The organism is Pyxidicoccus sp. M15 (assembly GCF_056858435.1).
In genome coordinates this window covers 6,878,762-6,894,935 of record NZ_CM166495.1, presented here as the reverse complement: position 1 = coordinate 6,894,935, position 16,174 = coordinate 6,878,762, and the positions used below count along the sequence as shown (strand labels likewise).

The window sequence follows — 16,174 nt, the reverse complement described above, 5'->3', positions numbered from 1 at the left end:
GAAGGGGGAACCCATGGACACGACACCCAGGGCGGTGGTGATTGGTACCGGCGCGGGTGGCCTTTCGGCGGCGACCTTCCTGGCCCGCGCGGGCTTCCACGTGACGGCGCTGGAGCAGGGGAGCCACGTCGGCGGCAGCCTTGCCCCCTTCGAGCGCGAGGGCTTCACCTTCGACGTCGGCATCAACTACGTGGGCGGGTGCCGTCCGGGACAGCTCATGTACGAGCAGCTCGCCGCACTGGGGCTCGACGCCTCGGCGCTTTTCAGCGAGGTGGAGCCCGACGGCTTCGACATCTACCGCTTCCCGGACTTCGAGGTGCGCAACTGCGCGGGGCTGGAGCGCTTCCACGCCCGGCTCCACGCGCTCTTCCCGCATGAGGCCGCGGGCCTCGCGGAGGTCTTCGACACGCTGACATGCGTACGGGATTTGATGACGCTCACCTTTCGGCCCCAAGGCGCGCCCCACCATGCGTCCGACTTGAAGCCGCTGCGCGTGCTGCCCCGGCTGTGGCGTCTGGGCCGGGTGACGTGGGGCGACTACCTCGGGCGCCACCTGAAGGACGCGCGGGCGCGCGCGGCGCTGTCCGCCATGTGCGGCGACTGGGGGCTGCCTCCAGGCCGGGCCGCCGCGCTGGCCGCGCTCGCCGTCATCGCGGACTATGGCGATGGGGCCTTCTTTCCCAGGGGAGGGGGCGGGGCCCTGCTCGCGGCCCTGGTGCAGGTGGCCCGGGCGCAGGGTGTGGAGCTGCGCACCGGCGCCGCGGCACAACGCATCCACACCGCGAGCGGCGCCGTCATCGGCGTGGAGTTGGAGGATGGCGAGGCCTTCGAGGCGGACGTCGTCGTATCGGACGTGGACCCCACCGTGACGCTGGGCCGCCTCGTGGGGCCCGAGTCCATTCCCGCGTCGCTCCGCGCGCGCGTGTCCCGCACCGAGCCGTCGACGGGCATGGCCGTCGTCTACCTCGGCCTGCGGCGGGATTTGCGCCAGTACGGGATGAGCGCGGCGAACCTGTGGAGCTACCCCTCCACGGACCTGGACGGGCTCTCCGAGCCGCTCTCGCGGGGCACGTTGCCTCCACAACTGCCACTCTTCCTCTCGTCCAACTCGCTGAAGGACCCGACGGGGCGCCTGGCGCCACCCGGCTGCTCGACGCTGGAGGTGACCACCTTCGTGCCCGAGGCAATGTTCGAGCGGTGGGCGTCCGTGCCACCTGGAGCGCGCGGCGTGGGCTACACCGCGCGGAAGGAGGGGCTGGCGGACCGGATGCTGCGCGAGGTGGAGGCGCGCTTCCCGGGGCTCGTGGGGGACATCGCCGTGCGCGAGGTGTCCACGCCCCTTACCTGGATTGACTCGCTGCGCGCCCCGCATGGAGGCCCCTACGGGCCGGCGATGACGCCCATGCAGGCGGGCCGTCACCGCTTCCGCACGCGCACGCCGGTGCAGGGACTCTTCCTCGCGGGGCAGGGGGTGCTGGGCCACGGCGTCTCGCCGGTGCTGCTGTCCGGACGGCTCGCCGCGCGTGCCGCCGCGCATTACTTCGAGCGGCGCGGCAGGCTCCGCCACCACCTGGGTTGGGGCCGCTCGTGGAGCGCGGAGGCGGATGCGCCGCCGCTGTGAGAAGGAAGGACCCAAGGAGGCTTTATCTCCATGAATCCCCGGGCTGGCCGCTCACGTTGACGGGCTCACTGCGTCTGGACGCGCCGGCCACAACACGAGAGGAGGCCCGCCATGCAGAGGGGCGTCGCACTGACTATCGGCCTGAATACCCTGGACCCGGCGCACTATGCCGGTGCCAACCCCACCCTGGGCGCAGCCGAGGCCGATGCCATCACCCTGGCGGGCATTGCCCGGGCCGAGGGACTCGAGGTTACGTGCCTTCTGGGAAGCGACGCCACCCGTTTCCAGGTGCTTGCCGCAGTGGAGACCGCCGCCGCGACGTTGATGGGTGGCGACCTCTTCTTCATGAGCTATTCCGGCCTGGGAGGCCAACTTCCCGACTTCACCGGGACGGAGGCGGATGGCCTCGTCGAAACGTGGTGCCTCCATGACGGAATGCTTCCCGTCCGCGCCGTCTACGCGAAGCTCGCGCTCCTGCGCGACGACGTCCGCGTCTTCCTTCTCACGGACACCTGTCACTCGGGAACCGTCTCGCGCATTCCCTATGATGTCCTGCGCTCCACCCTACAGTTGGAGAAGGAGGCAAGAGCGCGACCGCCTCCTCGACCGACGAGCGTCTTCCGGGCGCTTTCGATGGCCGTCGCGCAGCGCACCTTCTCCCAGCATGGGGACGCGTACCGGGCGCTGCTCTCGCAACTCCCCCCGGAGCCCTTCGCGGGCATCCATGCGAAGGCGATTCATCTGGCGAGCTGCCAGGACAACCAACTCGCCGAGGAGGGCGCACAGCACAGCGCCTTCGTCAGCCGACTCCTCGAGGTCTGGAAGGGGGGAGAGTTCAAAGGGGATTACCGCTCACTCTTCCGTCGAGTGCTCAGGAAGATGCCCCCCACGCAGTCGCCGCGGTACGAGGTGTTGGGCACCCGGGCTCCGGAGTTCGAGCACCAGAGGCCCTTCACCGTGTGACTGCCGCAGCTGGGTGAGCGCCCATGGAAACCTTCGAGGAGAAACTCATCCTGATGCTCCTCGACAAGGGGCTGCTCGCCCTGGTGGCCGGGGTCCTGGCCTACTTCGCGAGCAGGGCTCTCGAACGCTACCGAAGGAACCAGGCTGTCACCCTGGAATTGGGCAAGGCCCGGGCGGCGGCGTTTCTGCGTGTCCGCACGAGCCTGGGTGCCTGCGACTTCCTGGTGGCATGCCTTGAAGTCGAAGGGGGCGGTGTGGACTCGGAGAGATACCGCGACCTCCTCGCCCAACTCGATACGGCACGCGCCGCGCTGTGGGAGCGACTCACCCAGGACTTCGGCCTGTTGGACGACGAGGCGGGCGCCGCCGCTTTGAAGTACCAGCACGCATTGACGGCCAGCTCCCTCATCCTCTCGAAAGGGGGCTCCATGCGTGAAGGACGTCTGGCCGGGGAACTCGACGAGGCCCGGCAGACGTTGGAGCGCCTCCTGCCGCCGCTCCGCCCTTCCGACTGAGGACGGCGGCCCTTCGGCCCTGTTGCGGCTTGCGGCGCATGGACACATTTGCCCCGCGAGGGAGAAAGCCGATGACGACCCGTGCCGCGATGCACCCGGAGGAGCGGTTCGTGACGATGCCGGAGTCGGGCGGATTCGGCAGGGGCTTTGCCTCCCGGGGCGAGTTCTGGTCGAAGTTGCAGGGCATGGAGGCCACGCTTCGCTTCCTGCAGGTACATGCCTCGCCGGAAGAGGAGCGGTTGCTCAAGCAACTGCTCTACCGCCTCGGGTTGGCGAAGGCCTGCATCTCGGGCCCGAACCAGCGCCAGCGCATCCGCAAGGACGACCCCCAGTTCTGGGGCCTCGTGCACGGCGTCGCCGCGGACATGCTGCTGCTCATGCCGCCCGCCATGCTGGCCACGCAGGCCCTGGAGGTCGAGGAGCAGTTCCGCCGGAACGTCCAGGAGCCCATCTCCCGTCAGACCTGGCTGGGAGTCGACGGCAACTCGGGTCCCCTCCCGCAGGCGGTGAAGCAGGTGTTGGAAGTCGCCGGCAAGCTCGACAACCCGGGCCCCGGGGACGGACGGGGGCTGACATACGAGCGGAACGTGCTGCGTGGAGCCCTCCGGCTGGTGAATGAACAATCGGACCAGCACTTCCGGCAGCTCGCCTTCGCCCTGCTGGTGCGCGGGTTGAGCGGCGCGCTGCTGGTGCTGCTCTTCGTCGCGGCCTTCCTCTTCAACATCGACGCGTGGCTCCCCGCGAGCACCAGCGCTCCCGAGTTGTCGACACGCGCGGTGCCCCTGCCGCTGGTGTCGCTCCTCCTGCTTGGCGCCGCGGGGGCCATCGTCGCGAACATGAGCTCGGAGCCCCCCGTGCTCGCCGCCCGGGGGCCCGCCTGGAGGCAGTTCGGCTACTACCTCTTCGTCCGTCCGGCGATTGGCGCCTTCGCGGCCTTCCTCTTCTACCTGCTGGCCAGGTCGCAGCTCCTCTTCGGAATCGAGTCCTCCGGCGAGACGCCGGCGGCACAGCCTCCCGCCATCCGCATCGTGCTGAGCGGGCCCCTGGCCGTCGAGTACACCTACGCCCTCATCTCCATCTCGGTGGGGTTCTTCGCGGACCGCGTCCTGGGCTCGACCATGGACAGCGTGCTCCGCCGCCTGTTCCACCTGGCGGACAAGGGCGAGCAGTCGCCCGACCTGCCACCGACGGTGCTCGCGCAGCGGCGGGAGTCGAAAGAGCCACCGCCCACTTCCCGAGGCAATCTCGCGGAGAGTGGTTCCCCGAAGTGATGTCAGGGCGAGCCCTCGCGGCGGCCCTGGGCCTGGGCTTCGCCGGGCCCGCGTTCGCGGAGGAGGTCTCCGAGGAGAAACCGCCTCCGGTGTCCGTGGCGGGCGAGGTCCTCTACCACCGCCCCCTCGACGGGCTGGACTACCTCTACGGGACGGTGCGCGCCGACTCGGGTGCGTTGCACCTGGAGGCCCGCTACAACTACGAGGACCTGCGCACGGGCTCGGTTTTCGTCGGGTGGAACCTGGGCGCCGGCGAGCGGTTGCGGCTGGAGCTGACGCCGCTGCTCGGTGGCGTGGCGGGAGAGACCGCCGGCATCGCGCCCGGACTGGAGCTGGCGCTGTCCTACGGGCCGCTCCTGCTCTGGTCGGAGAACGAGTACGTCTTCGCGGCGTCGGACGCGGACTTCTTCTACACGTGGACGGAGCTGTCCGTGTGGCCCGTGGACTGGGCGCGTGCCGGCGTCAACCTCCAGTGGACGCGCGTCAACGGCGAGCGCCCCGCGCCCGAGCGCGGCTTCCACCTCGGGCTCGCGTACCGGAGCGTCTCCGTGGCGGCGTATGTCTTCAACCCGGGCGCGGAGGACGCCTCCACCAACCTCCTCCTCGGCCTGGAACTGTAGGCCGCAAGCGCGCGCCGCTCAGTCCAGCTTGATGGCCACCAGCATGCCAGGCCGCGACCCGTAGAGGTCGGGCTCGGAGGGAGACCACAGCTCGATGGGAATGGGCGCCTCGCGGGGAGGCTGACACTGCGGGGGGCGGAACTCCACGATGGGAGAGACGCGCAGCGTGGTGGACCAGGCGCCTGCCGTCGCGGGCAGGAGCCGAAGCCCCTCGACGAAGCGCTCCGCCTCGATGTCCGGCCTGGGCACATGGCCGATGTTCGCCCGGTTGGTGAGGACGAAGGTGTCCATGTTCCTCGGGTCTCCCGTGGAGGGGACGGAGATGCCCATGCACTCGCCCGGATCGAGCCCGGCGACATTGACCAGCACAGGGTAGATGTGGACGCTCCGAGCCGTCTTCAGCTGCTCGGCGGACAAAAGCCCCTTCAGCGTCACCTGCCACGAGGGCGTCCTCCCGGCACCGCCTTCCACAGGGACGAGCGGCAGCTGGACGAGCGCCCAGCGGCCCGGGCTCAGCTCACCCGGGTCCCCGCTGCGGATGGGCTCGCGGTGCAGCACATATCGATAGTCCGTCCACAGCCCCGGCTTGCGCGGTGTCGAGTCCATCAGGTCCGTGCCCGGCTCGGATGCGACGACCACGGTGACGCGCGACCAGGGCGAGATGACGAGCATTCCATCCGTCACCTCCTGGCCGTTGACGAGCATCCGGGTGAGGGAGCCGCGCCCATCTCCAATGGAGAGCGCGAACGGTGCCTCCACGGGGGCTTCGAGGAAGAAGTACTCGACGTCCCACTTGTACTGCGCGATGCGCCCCGAAATCGGCACCTCCTGCTCGAGGTGCACGCGACTGGCGAAGCCGGGCAGGGTCCTGGGCTCGTGGACGGAGAAGATGAGCACGGCGGCGACCACGCCCCCCGCGAGGATGATGCCGCGGGCGGAGCGGGTGACACGCCGGGGCACCGCCGGGCGCCGGGCGCGATCCGCCGCGAGGACGCAGAGGACGATGAAGGACTGGAAGGTGACCACGAACACCGAGCTCACCAGCGTCCGAATCATGACGAGGTACAGCTCCCGGGGGCGGGGGGCCGCCCATCCCACCCCCATCATCGCCAGCTCGCAGACGAGCAGCGGGAGGGCCGTACAGCCGAGGAGCCCATAGACGAAGAGCGTGGAGAGCCTGGTGTCCGGTGCGATGCCGCGGCCGCTCAACCACACGACGCCCAGGGTCATCACCCACTCCACGAGCGCCGATACCAGGAGGACCGTGACGAAGATGGAGCCCCGGGAGACGCCCCACACCCGTGCCAGGGCGGCCTGCTCCTCGAGGTTGATGGGGAAGGTCATCAGCGCCACCACCTGGAACAGCATGCAGCTGATGAGCAGCGTCCCGCTCCGGCTCACGGGCGCGCTCCAGCGCTCGTGGCCCGAGGCCGCGGCGGACCTCGCGAGGCGCCGGGCCAGCCGCCAGCCGAGGATGAGCCCCCAGGGCGCGACGGCGAAGGGGATGTTGTCGATGATCTGCCAGACAATCTGGTTCAGGAGGAACCGGGGCCAGCGGGCGGAGATCTGCTCCGGGTAGATCATCAACATCCAATAGGAGATGACGAGCACGCCGACGGTGAAGCCCCACACCAGCGCGCTGACGCTGCCCACCTGCGCGCCCAGCAGCGTGCGGGCGCGGATGGTGGGTGACTCGCGCTCCAGCCGGCGCGCGCGGACGAGCCCCGTCGCCTGCCGCACCTGGTGGTCGGGGATGCCCTCCAGCGAGCGTCCGGCCTCCATCCGGTCCGCCAGCAACTCCAGCGCGAGCGCCCGCCGCGAAGGGTCTCCCATGGCGCCCCGCAGCTGCGCGAGCTCCTCCGGCCCCGCGAGGTGGGAGAACGAGCGCCTCGCCGCGCGGCGCACCGCCTCGTCGCGGTCCGCCAGCGCCAGCTCCAGGCTGCGCGAGGCGAGCCGGCCGTCCATGGCCTGGAGCTGGCCGCAGGACGCCGCCGCGCCCTCCCGCACGCGCGGGTCGGGGTGTTCCAACAGCTCCAGCATCAGCCGCTCGGAGCGCTTCGCCCCGAGCGCGTCGAAGCGCTCCGCCCAGTACGCCACCGACTCCGACTGTCCGTGGATGCTGCTGCGCAGGAGGAACTCCACGTGGCTCTCGTCGAGCCGCAGCCACTCCCTCCACGGGTCCACCCGCTCCTGGAGCTGGCGCGCGGTGAGCAGCCAGTCCGGCGTCTCGCGCCACCGCGGGTCCTGCGTCAGGCTGCTCACGAAGTCGCGCGTGCTGCGGAAGCGCACGAAGTCCACGTCGCTGGAGAGCCAGGACGCGACCGTGGGAACGAGGTGCTCGTGCAGCAGCTCGTACCAGCGCTCGCCAAGACGTTGTTCCACCCGGAGCAGCCCCTGCTCCGTGAGGTGGTCCAGCAGGGCGCGAATCTCCTCGGGCTTCGCCCGCACGGGGCCGGCCAGCACGTCCTCCACGCGCAGCGCATAGCGGGTTCGCTCGGAGGAGATGAGCGCGTCCATCACCACCCGCAACAGGAGCAACCGCTCCTCCTGGAGCCCGCCTATCACCCGCTGGAAGTACCCGCGCAGGATGCCGTCCACGCCGCCCAGCCGCTCCAGGTCCTCGCGCGTCAGGTGTACGGGCAGGCCCCGGCGCTCCACCACGTCCCGGTACAGCTCCGTGCAGACAATCTGCAGCACCGGCGGCGCGAAGGCCCAGTCCGCGAGCAGGTCCACCAACCGGTTGACGAACGCCTCCTCATAGGTGACGTGCGCGTGCTGCAGGGGGTGGACGATGGCCTGCCGTGCACCGTAGGCGGTGAGCGGCTGGAGCCGCATCCCAAAGTCGGTCAGCTCGGGCAGCTCCTCGCGCAGGTCCCCCAGCTCCGCGTAGTAGTCCTCGCGCAGGCTGAAGACGAGGCGGATGTTGGCGCCGTGTTCCCGGTGGATGTGACCCAGCAGCGCCTCGAACTCGGCCCGCTCCTGGGGACGGTCTCGGAAGCGGACGAAGAACTCCTCGAACTGGTCCAGCACGATGACCAGCGGCTGCCGGGCGGACAGCTCCTCCAGCAGGTGGGGGATGCGCTGCTGGCGCTCGCCGCGGGGCATGGGGCGCACGAGCTCCGGGCACTGGAGCTCCGCGGCCAGGGCGGCGCAGAAGTCCTCCACCGGCGACTCCAGCAGGCGCACGCGCAAGGGGTGGTAGCCGCGCTCGCGCAGCCGGGAAAAGAGGCCCGCGAGCAGGAGCGACGTCTTGCCCGTGCCGGAGCGGCCATACAGCACGTACGTGCGCCCGCGGGTGAGCCCGGCGAGCACCTCCTGCACCTCGTCATCGCGCCCGGCGAAGGAGGCGTGGTCCGCCTCCTCGAAGTAGTTGAGGAACTTGTAGGGAGGCGCGGCCGGCGTTTCCACGTCGTCGGGACGCTCCTGCATCATGGCGCCACCGCCTCCGCCAGCCGCGACGTCAGCACGTCGATGACCTCGGCCGGCTCCTCGTGGACCCAGTGGACGTTGAAGGGCTTCCAGTAGGCCGCGTCCACGCCGGTGGCCTCGGTGGAGACGAAGAAGCAGGGGCCCTGCATGGAGGCCTCGCCCACCTCCAGCAGGTGCGCCAGCCGCCGGGCGATGCCGTCGCGCGGGGACACGCCGAGGAAGAGGAAGCTGCGGCCCATTTGGTGGATGACGTCCACCACCTCCGAGCTGGCGCGCGGAAGCCGGTTCCAGAGGAGGTGCTCATGGTCGATTTCGGTGAGCACCAGCGAGCTGGCCTGGGTGAGCGTCCCCAGGACGTTGAGCAGGAGCGGCTCGGCGTGCTCGCCCGGCAGGGACTGCTCCACCGCGTTGAGCACGCGCGGCACCCGGTGGCCGCGCTTGAGGGCCTCCTCCATCAGCCCGTCGAAGTGCAGGTAGAAGATGCCGGGCACGTGCCAGCCGGCCAGCTGCTGCATGGGGCCCGGCGGCTCCGCGTGCCCGCACGCGTCCTGGAGCGACTCGATGAGCTCGTAGCGCTGGCTGTTGGACTGGTAGTGCTGGCAGATGCGCGCCAGCAGCAGGCCCAGGTACCAGTCCCGGGCGCGCTCCAGGTTCAGCAGCTCGTCCTCCTCCGGGTACTGGCACTCCCGCGCGAGCCGGACGATGAGCTGCCCCAGCGTGGGGGCGAGCATGCGCGTGTCCGGGCCGCGACGCCGCATCGCCGGAGGGAGCCGGTGGATGCCGGGGCCCACCACGGGAATGCAGCGCCCGTGCACCAGCCCCCGCACCAGGGCCTCCGGAAGCCGCACCGCGGGCGCCGCGCGAGCGGGCGCCACCCGCGCGGCCTCGGGCACCGCCTGCGCGACGTCGAAGAGCCGCTCGCAGCCGGGGCTGAGGTAGAGCGTGGGAGTGATGAAGCCGCGCACGGTGTCTCCGCTGGCGTTGATGCGCAGCGAGCGGCGCGCCTGCTGCGCGGCGATGGCCACGTGGCCCGGGGCGCTTCCGGTGAGCAGCTCCCGGTAGAAGCTGTCCGCGAAGCGGATGGAGACGGTGTCCGCGATTTCGTACCGCATGGCGATGACGGCGGGCACGCGGGCCGTGCGCATCAGGTGCGGGCCCAGGCCCGACAGCGTGCGCGAGAGGGAAGGGGAGGCGCCCAGGCAGCAGTTGAGCAGCGCGAGCCGCAGGTGCTGGCCCTGCACGAGGCTGGCGAAGGTGGCCGCATCCATCCAGAAGTCGCCCTGCTCGGGCGTCTCGTGGTTGAGGCGGATGGTGACGCCCTCGTCGCTCACCTCGCCATGGCCGATGTAGTGCAGCACGTCCCACGCCGACGCGCGCAGCTCCTCCAGGAGCCGGTCCGGCGTCACGCGCCCCTCCACCAGCCCCAGCCGCAGCGCCTCACCCAGGCCCCGCGCCACGCCGCGCAGGTTGTTCCACTCGTATTGCACCTGGAGCCCGGAGCCCTCGGGGATGACCACCAGCACGCGCAAGGGATGCGGCTCGCGCGAAGGGGACAGGCACGGCGGGCAGCCGGGCGGAGGCGGGCGCAGCAGGCAGTAGCGCAGGTCCGTTCCCAGGAAGCTGCTCGTCAGCTCGTCGTGGAGGGCCTCCCAGGGCAGGCGCTCGACGTCGGCCTCGGGGGGAACATCCAACCAGACGTGCAGGGGGTGGCTCTCGTCGGCCTGCCGCTCCAGCGCGTCGAAGGCCTCGCGGATGCCCGGGGGGCGCAGCGCGTTCCAGAGCTGGCTGCCGAGGTCCTGGAGGTCCGGCCGCGTGCAGATGCCCTCTTCGATGCGGGCGATGACGCCCCGGGCGCGGGCGCCGGGCGGCAGCTCGAAGCCGAAGGGGCGCTCGATGGGGGGCTCCCCACCGGCCACGAAGCGGACGCGGAGGCCCGTGTCCGCGTGGACCAGCTCGAAGCGGCAGGTCAGCGTCCTGGCGTCGTGTGCCGTGTCCATCCGCGGTGTTCCCCCGTTGCTGCTCACAAGGCCCGGGAGGGTGGCTGTTCCCGGGCGTGCTCCCGGAGCGAGCGCGGAAGCACGTCCTTCCATTCGCCATAGGCCTCCACCGGCAGGCCGCTCTTGAAGAAGTCGCGCAGGCCGGCCTTGAGGTTCATCCAGAAGCTGCCGAGCGTCGCCGTGAGCCAGTGCACGTCGCTGTACGCCTGGAGGTAGCCGGCGGCGTCGATGCGCGGCGCGCCCTCGCGGACCTCCAGGATGGCGGCGAGCTGGTGGCTCTCCGCGCCGACCTTCCGCGGCGCCGAGGTGTCGTCCAGCCGCCAGCGCCCGCCCGTGCCCTCCACGACTTCCGCCAGCACGCAGTCCCGGGTTGCCTCGTACACGAAGGGGCCCACCTGGCCCGTCGCGTAGAGCCGCGCGCCCACCTGGTCCGCGAGCAGCGTCGGTGGAAGGCGCATCGACAGCCCCACCCGGGCGCTGGCGTCGAACTGCAGCTCCCCGCCCAGCTCCGCCTTCGCCATCACCCGGCTGCGCTCCTCCGGGAGCAGCTTCACCACGCGGAAGGACTCCCACGCGTCGTCCCCGGCGCGGAAGTCGACGATGCACTCCACCCGCGAGAAGCCCTGGTCCCTCCTGGGGAAGAGCGTCACCGGAATCTCCACGCACCACAGCGAGGCCCCGGGAGACGGCGTGAGGTCGCTCCCGTCATAGGGGCGCACGGGCAGGCGGCGGTGGAAGGAGACCAGCTCGCCCTGGATTCGCTCGCGCAAGCCGGCCATCAGCTCGCCGGGAGGGGGGCCTCCAGCGCGGCTGGGGCGCTGGTGCCACGCGGCCTCGACGGCCTCGTCGAGCAGCCGCTCCGAGTCCCTCGGCTCGTGCCGGGAGACCAGCTCGCGAAGGGCGCGGCTCATCCGCGGGTCGTCCATGGTCTCCTCCCGGCCTCAGGGGCGGATGGCGACCTTGAGGACGCCGTCCTTGCGCTGGCCGAAGAGCGCGTAGGCCTCGCGGATGTCCTTCAGCGCGAAGCGGTGGGTGAGCAGGGGTGTCAGGTCCACGCGTTTTGCCTGGACCAGCTCCATGAGCCGCCGCATGCGCTCCTTGCCGCCGGGACACAGGGTGGTGACGACGCGGTGGTCCCCCAGGCCCGCGGCGAAGGCGTCATATGGGAGCTGCAGCTTGCCGGAGTACACGCCCAGGCTGGACAGCGTGCCCGCGGGCCTGAGGCAGCGCAGCGCGCTCTCGAAGGTCTGCTGCGTCCCCAGCGCTTCAATGGCCACGTCCGCGCCGCCGCCTGTCAGCCGCTTCACCTCCGCCACCACGTCCTGGCTCCGGTAGTCGAGCACCACGTCCACGCCCAGCTTCCGCGCCATGGCCAGCCGCGCCTCGTCGCCGTCCACGCCGATGACGCGGGCCGCGCCCATCAGCCTCGCGCCGATGGACGCGCACAGGCCGATGGGGCCCTGGGCGAAGACCACCACCGTGTCGCCAATGCGCACGCCGCCGGACTCCGCGCCGCTGAAGCCCGTGGAGGCGATATCCGCCAGCAGCAACACCTGCTCGTCCGTGAGCCCGTCGGGGACTGGCGCGAGGTTGGCCTGCGCGAAGGGAATGCGGACGTACTCGGCCTGCGCGCCGTGGAGGGTGTTTCCCAGCCGCCAGCCGCCCAGGGCCTCGTACCCCTCGCCGTGCCCGCACTGGGACAGGTGTCCGGACAGGCAGGCGCGGCACTGGCCGCATGGGGTGATGGCTCCCACGAGCACGCGCTGGCCCGGACGGTAGCCCGTGACGCCCGGACCCAGCTCCTCGATGACGCCGACCAGCTCATGGCCGATGACGAGGCCCTGCTTGACGGGGTACTCGCCGCGGACGATGTGCAGGTCCGTGCCGCAGATGGTGGTCAGGGTGACGCGGACGACGGCTTCCCCGGCGCCCGCGCGCGGCTGCTCGACGTCTTCGATTCCGAACGTGTCGACCCCGCGGAACACCGTGGCGCGCATGGCTTCACCCTCCCATTCGAAGCTCGGGATGGCGCCCGGCATGCGCAACCCGAACCCGGCCTGGGCTCCGAGCGCCGCCCGCGTGGGTGGGGCGGGCGTGCGCGCATGAAGCCGCCCCAGCCTCCACGGGAGGTGGCCGCGCCTGGCGTGGCGTCTGGCATTGCATGGGCTTCGACTGGGAGGGAATGAATGAGCAGGCGAAGCGAGGGCTGGTTGCCCCGGGCGGAACGGGTCGGGCTGCTGGCAGGGACGGCGCGTCAGTGGAGCTCGGTCTCCGGAGATGCCTCGGCCGGACCGGAAGGTACGTCCCGCCGCGGCTGCAGCTCCTCGGCGATGGTTCGCGCCCATCGTCGGATGTGGTCGGCGCTTCGCCAGTCACCGGAGTGCTGGCGGGCCATGGCGCGGGCGATGAAGCCCTTCGCGTCCGGCTCCAGCCGACCGCCGAAAGTTGTGTGCCCCAGCGCATGCACCTGCTCCATGAGGGCGCGGACCTGCGCGGTGGGGGCGAGGGTGCCTTCCGCCGCGGAGTCGTCGAGCGGTCCGCTGGAGAAGAACCACACGGGCCGCTCCCGCAACTCCTGCAGGTGCCGGTGCACGAAGCGCCGGGCGGCCCGGTACCAGCGGTTCGCATACAGCGCCCCGCCGACGATGACCGCGTCGTAGGCGGAGACCTCTTCGATGTCGCCGGGCGGAAGCACCACCGCCTCGAGGCCTTCGGCCCGAAGCTCCTCGGCGACCTGCCGGGCAATGCCCTCGGTCCCTCCTCGCTTGGAGCCGTAGGTAACCAGAACCCGCATCGCTGTCCTCCCCAGGGTGAGTCCTACCGTCATGCATACGGCGGACCAGAGGTGGTTGCGACGTGCCCTCAGGAGAGCGGGCCTCGCGCCGCCCGCGCAGATTCTGCGCGCCTGGCATCGTCAGCGCCGTGTGCTTCGCCCCCGCGAAGCGCTTCGCGCGCTAACGCGCCCGCGCGCAGTGGCCGTCGGGGCGGAAGGGCAGGGCGTACAGTTCGCGCCAGCTGCCTTCGTTCTCGGCGGTGAAGAACACGTCCCAGCCGGACCGGATGAAGTCGCGCGGGGAGGACGAGGCCGGACCCGGAGTCACCTCGTCGAGCGCCCGCGTGCCGGAAGCCGTGCCGTCACTCACCCACGGTTCGGCCCCACGGCCCGGCGTCGTCGCACTGAAGAACACCCAGTCCTGGAGGGCCGTCACATTCGACGGCGAGGAACCCGCCGCGCCGGGCACGAGGTCCTTGAAGAGCCGCGTGCCGGAGGACGTGCCGTCGCTCACCCACAGCTCGCGCCCGTGCAGGCCATCATCCGCGGCGAAGAAGAGGCGCCCTCCGGCTACCGCCAGGGACGCGGGCTCCGCGCCCGCCGCGCCGGGGCGAAGGTCCTTCACCCGCCGGGTGCCCGAGGCCGTGCCGTCGCTCACCCACAACTCTTCTCCCTCCGGCAGGCCCGAGCCGGCGCTGAAGTACAGCTTGCCGTGGAGCGCCACCAGGTCGTGGGGATGCTCCCCCGGGAAGAAGCGGAGCTGGCGTGTGCTCGCGGCGGTGCCCTCCGTGACGTAGAGGTGGGCCTCGCCCTCGTCGAAGTCCACGAGGAAGAAGAGCTTGCGCCCCACGGACTTCATGCGGAAGACGAGCGTGTCCTCATAGACCTTGAGCACGGGCGTGAAGCCCGGCCCGCCGTCACTGCGCACGAGCCAGTTCTCGTCGCCCATGCTGATGACGAAATAGAGGAACCCGTCGTGGACGATGAAGCGGCGCGGGTAGGCGCCGTCCGGGCCGGGGACGGTGTCCTCCACCATGAAGGTGCCCGCCTCGGTGCCGTCGCTCGTCCATAGCTCGTACCCATCCGTGCCCTCGGGGACCACGGTGGAGAAGTAGAGCCGGTCCTTGTAGGCCACCAGGGTCTGCCCCTCACCGTAGCTGGCGTCGATGGGGAGCACCCGCTTCACCAGGTACGTGCCCGCCCCGGTGCCGTCGCTCGCCCACAGGGCGCGGCCCCGCACGTCGTCATCCGCGAGGAAGAAGAGCCGGTCCCCCACCAGGGTGAGGTCCGTGGGTCCCGAGCTCTCCGACCCCCGCGCGATGTCCCTCACCATGACGGTGCCGGCGCCGCCCGTGCCGCTGCTCTTCCAGAGCTCGGTGGCGTGGGTGCCGTCGTTCGCGGCGAAGAAGAGGACGCCGTCCCCATGGACGAGGTCATAGACGTAGGAGTTCGGATGGGCGGGGTCGCCGAGTTTGCGGGCCGTGGAACCGCAGGGCTCCCATTCGCGCCGGGCCAGCGCGGACCCTTTGGTGTCGTCCGCGGAAGGACCGGGCTCGTCCTCCACCATCGGGGCGCAGCCGGCCAGGAGGGCCAGCAACATCGGGAGTGGACGCCAGGACGTCATCATCGGTCGCTCCATGGAGGCGCGGCACGGGCCGCGATGGAGCGGCAATCTGGGGACGGAGGGCTCGCTCTCCACCTGCGCGTCAGTCCCGTGCACCGCTGTCCGCGCGACAGTGCCCACCGCTGCCGCGCGGGCGGGCCCCGTCCGGCGAGGCTGCCCATCGGGGAGCGCACCCACGCGTCGCCAGTCCCCCAAGGGGTGTCGTGGCAGGCGGCGCACCCCCATGCTGAGACAGGACCCGAAAAGAAGAGGCGTCGCGATGGAAGAGCCCGGTCGATGCAGCAGCAGTCCGAGGGAGTCTTGTTGCGACCTGGTCCTCGAGGGAGGCGGGGTGAAGGGCATCGGCCTGGCCGGTGCCTTCTCCGTCCTGGACGAGAGGGGTTACCAACCCCAGAACCTCGCGGGGACCTCCGCGGGAGCCATTACCGCGGCGCTGATTGCCGCCGGCTACCGGGGAGAGGAATTGAAGCAGACCGTGCTCGGGCTCGACTTCCGTCAGTTCAAGGACGAAGGCTGGGAGGACAAGCTTCATCTCGTTGGAAAGGGGCTCAGTCTCCTGCTCGACCAGGGCATCTACGAAGGAAGGCGCTTCAGCGAGTGGATGGACGAGCGTCTCGCGGCCCATGGCGTGCACACCTTCGAGGACCTGCGCACGGAATGGACCGACCCCCGCTGGAGCTCCCGGCTGCAGGTCATCGTGTCGGACCTCACCGCCCACCGGTTGCTGGTCCTTCCACGGGATGCGCACCTGCTGGGGCTGGACCCGCTCGCGTTGAAGGTCTCCGAAGCGGTCCGGATGAGCATGAGCATCCCCGGCTTCTTCGAGCCCGTGAGGGTGACGAATCCCAGCACCGGGGAGGAGCATGTGCTCGTGGATGGGGGCTTGTTGTCGAACTTCCCGGTCTGGCTCTTCGATTGCGAGGACGAAGAGCCGGCCTGGCCGACCTTTGGGCTCATGCTCGTCGAGCCCGAGCCGACGCACCCCATCCGGAAGACGCAGCACGGACCGGATGGGCTGACGGGGCTCTACACGCTGTTCCGTGAGCTGGTGGAGACGCTCCTGGAGGCCCACGACCGCCAATATCTCGAGCGGGCCCAGTTCGCCCGGACCCTCACCATCCCGACCCTGGATGTCGGGACGACGGAGTTCGACATCTCGCCCAGGCGGGCGCTGGAGCTCTTTGACTCCGGCCGCGCCGCCGCGGAGACGTTCCTGGCGTCCTGGAACTTCCAGGCCTACGTGGAGGAGTTCCGCAGCGGCAAAGCCTACGTCCGCCGTGAATCAGTGCGGACGCAGCTCGCACGCGCTGAAGCCATGGTCCCCGCCTGAGGCCGCGCGGTTTGACCCGCGCCGAGCCCCG

General features: G+C 70.8%; 12 protein-coding genes. 6 read left to right on the top strand and 6 right to left on the bottom strand.

What is annotated here, in order from left to right; genetic code table 11:
• Positions 1-13: 13 nt before the first annotated feature.
• The 5 genes from ACX9TP_RS25430 to ACX9TP_RS25410 all read left to right on the top strand — a co-directional run bounded on the left by ACX9TP_RS25430 (position 14) and on the right by ACX9TP_RS25410 (position 4,990).
• On the top strand, positions 14-1,621 hold the full coding sequence (locus tag ACX9TP_RS25430) for a phytoene desaturase family protein (RefSeq protein WP_482973203.1): 1,608 nt from the start codon (positions 14-16) through the stop codon (positions 1,619-1,621).
• A 111-nt stretch (positions 1,622-1,732) separates the two neighbouring features.
• On the top strand, positions 1,733-2,584 hold the full coding sequence (locus ACX9TP_RS25425) for a caspase family protein (RefSeq protein WP_482973202.1): 852 nt from the start codon (positions 1,733-1,735) through the stop codon (positions 2,582-2,584).
• A gap of 23 nt (positions 2,585-2,607) precedes the next feature.
• On the top strand, positions 2,608-3,099 hold the full coding sequence (locus ACX9TP_RS25420; RefSeq protein ID WP_482973201.1) for a hypothetical protein: 492 nt from the start codon (positions 2,608-2,610) through the stop codon (positions 3,097-3,099).
• 71 nt (positions 3,100-3,170) lie between these two features.
• Positions 3,171-4,370, top strand: coding sequence for a hypothetical protein (locus ACX9TP_RS25415; protein WP_482973200.1), 1,200 nt, complete (start codon positions 3,171-3,173; stop codon positions 4,368-4,370).
• Positions 4,370-4,990, top strand: a complete 621-nt coding sequence (locus ACX9TP_RS25410; protein WP_482973199.1) for a hypothetical protein — start codon at positions 4,370-4,372, stop codon at positions 4,988-4,990. Before ACX9TP_RS25415 ends, ACX9TP_RS25410 begins: the two co-directional genes overlap by 1 nt.
• Before the next feature lie 18 nt (positions 4,991-5,008).
• Here ACX9TP_RS25410 and ACX9TP_RS25405 read toward each other — a convergent pair whose 3' ends face one another.
• The 6 genes from ACX9TP_RS25405 to ACX9TP_RS25380 all read right to left on the bottom strand — a co-directional run bounded on the left by ACX9TP_RS25405 (position 5,009) and on the right by ACX9TP_RS25380 (position 14,816).
• Positions 5,009-8,422 carry an nSTAND1 domain-containing NTPase gene (locus ACX9TP_RS25405; RefSeq protein ID WP_482973198.1) on the bottom strand — a complete coding sequence of 1,138 codons (3,414 nt, stop codon included), beginning with the start codon at positions 8,420-8,422 and terminating at the stop codon, positions 5,009-5,011.
• The gene (locus ACX9TP_RS25400) at positions 8,419-10,416 is read right to left on the bottom strand and encodes a CHAT domain-containing protein (protein WP_482973197.1); all 1,998 of its coding nucleotides are present in this window, start codon (positions 10,414-10,416) and stop codon (positions 8,419-8,421) included. The genes ACX9TP_RS25405 and ACX9TP_RS25400 overlap by 4 nt, the downstream gene beginning before the upstream one ends.
• Before the next feature lie 23 nt (positions 10,417-10,439).
• A complete protein-coding gene (locus ACX9TP_RS25395) occupies positions 10,440-11,342 on the bottom strand; it encodes a hypothetical protein (RefSeq protein ID WP_482973196.1) in 903 nt (300 codons plus the stop codon).
• A 15-nt stretch (positions 11,343-11,357) separates the two neighbouring features.
• A complete protein-coding gene (locus ACX9TP_RS25390; protein WP_482973195.1) occupies positions 11,358-12,413 on the bottom strand; it encodes a zinc-binding dehydrogenase in 1,056 nt (351 codons plus the stop codon).
• A 257-nt stretch (positions 12,414-12,670) separates the two neighbouring features.
• On the bottom strand, positions 12,671-13,210 hold the full coding sequence (locus ACX9TP_RS25385) for a flavodoxin domain-containing protein (RefSeq protein WP_482973194.1): 540 nt from the start codon (positions 13,208-13,210) through the stop codon (positions 12,671-12,673).
• A 160-nt stretch (positions 13,211-13,370) separates the two neighbouring features.
• A complete protein-coding gene (locus ACX9TP_RS25380) occupies positions 13,371-14,816 on the bottom strand; it encodes an ELWxxDGT repeat protein (protein WP_482973193.1) in 1,446 nt (481 codons plus the stop codon).
• A gap of 328 nt (positions 14,817-15,144) precedes the next feature.
• On the opposite strand from ACX9TP_RS25380, the gene ACX9TP_RS25375 reads away from it, so the two are divergent.
• A complete protein-coding gene (locus tag ACX9TP_RS25375) occupies positions 15,145-16,143 on the top strand; it encodes a patatin-like phospholipase family protein (protein WP_482973192.1) in 999 nt (332 codons plus the stop codon).
• Positions 16,144-16,174: the final 31 nt, after the last annotated feature.

Coding starts and splice junctions, on each gene's coding strand:
- ACX9TP_RS25410 (WP_482973199.1), top strand. CDS start 4,370: ATGTCAGGGCGAGCCCTCGCGGCGGCCCTGGGCCTGGGCTTCGCCGGG.
- ACX9TP_RS25400 (WP_482973197.1), bottom strand. CDS start 10,416: ATGGACACGGCACACGACGCCAGGACGCTGACCTGCCGCTTCGAGCTG.
- ACX9TP_RS25415 (WP_482973200.1), top strand. CDS start 3,171: ATGACGACCCGTGCCGCGATGCACCCGGAGGAGCGGTTCGTGACGATG.
- ACX9TP_RS25430 (WP_482973203.1), top strand. CDS start 14: ATGGACACGACACCCAGGGCGGTGGTGATTGGTACCGGCGCGGGTGGC.
- ACX9TP_RS25380 (WP_482973193.1), bottom strand. CDS start 14,816: ATGATGACGTCCTGGCGTCCACTCCCGATGTTGCTGGCCCTCCTGGCC.
- ACX9TP_RS25420 (WP_482973201.1), top strand. CDS start 2,608: ATGGAAACCTTCGAGGAGAAACTCATCCTGATGCTCCTCGACAAGGGG.
- ACX9TP_RS25395 (WP_482973196.1), bottom strand. CDS start 11,342: ATGGACGACCCGCGGATGAGCCGCGCCCTTCGCGAGCTGGTCTCCCGG.
- ACX9TP_RS25425 (WP_482973202.1), top strand. CDS start 1,733: ATGCAGAGGGGCGTCGCACTGACTATCGGCCTGAATACCCTGGACCCG.
- ACX9TP_RS25405 (WP_482973198.1), bottom strand. CDS start 8,422: ATGATGCAGGAGCGTCCCGACGACGTGGAAACGCCGGCCGCGCCTCCC.
- ACX9TP_RS25390 (WP_482973195.1), bottom strand. CDS start 12,413: ATGCGCGCCACGGTGTTCCGCGGGGTCGACACGTTCGGAATCGAAGAC.
- ACX9TP_RS25385 (WP_482973194.1), bottom strand. CDS start 13,210: ATGCGGGTTCTGGTTACCTACGGCTCCAAGCGAGGAGGGACCGAGGGC.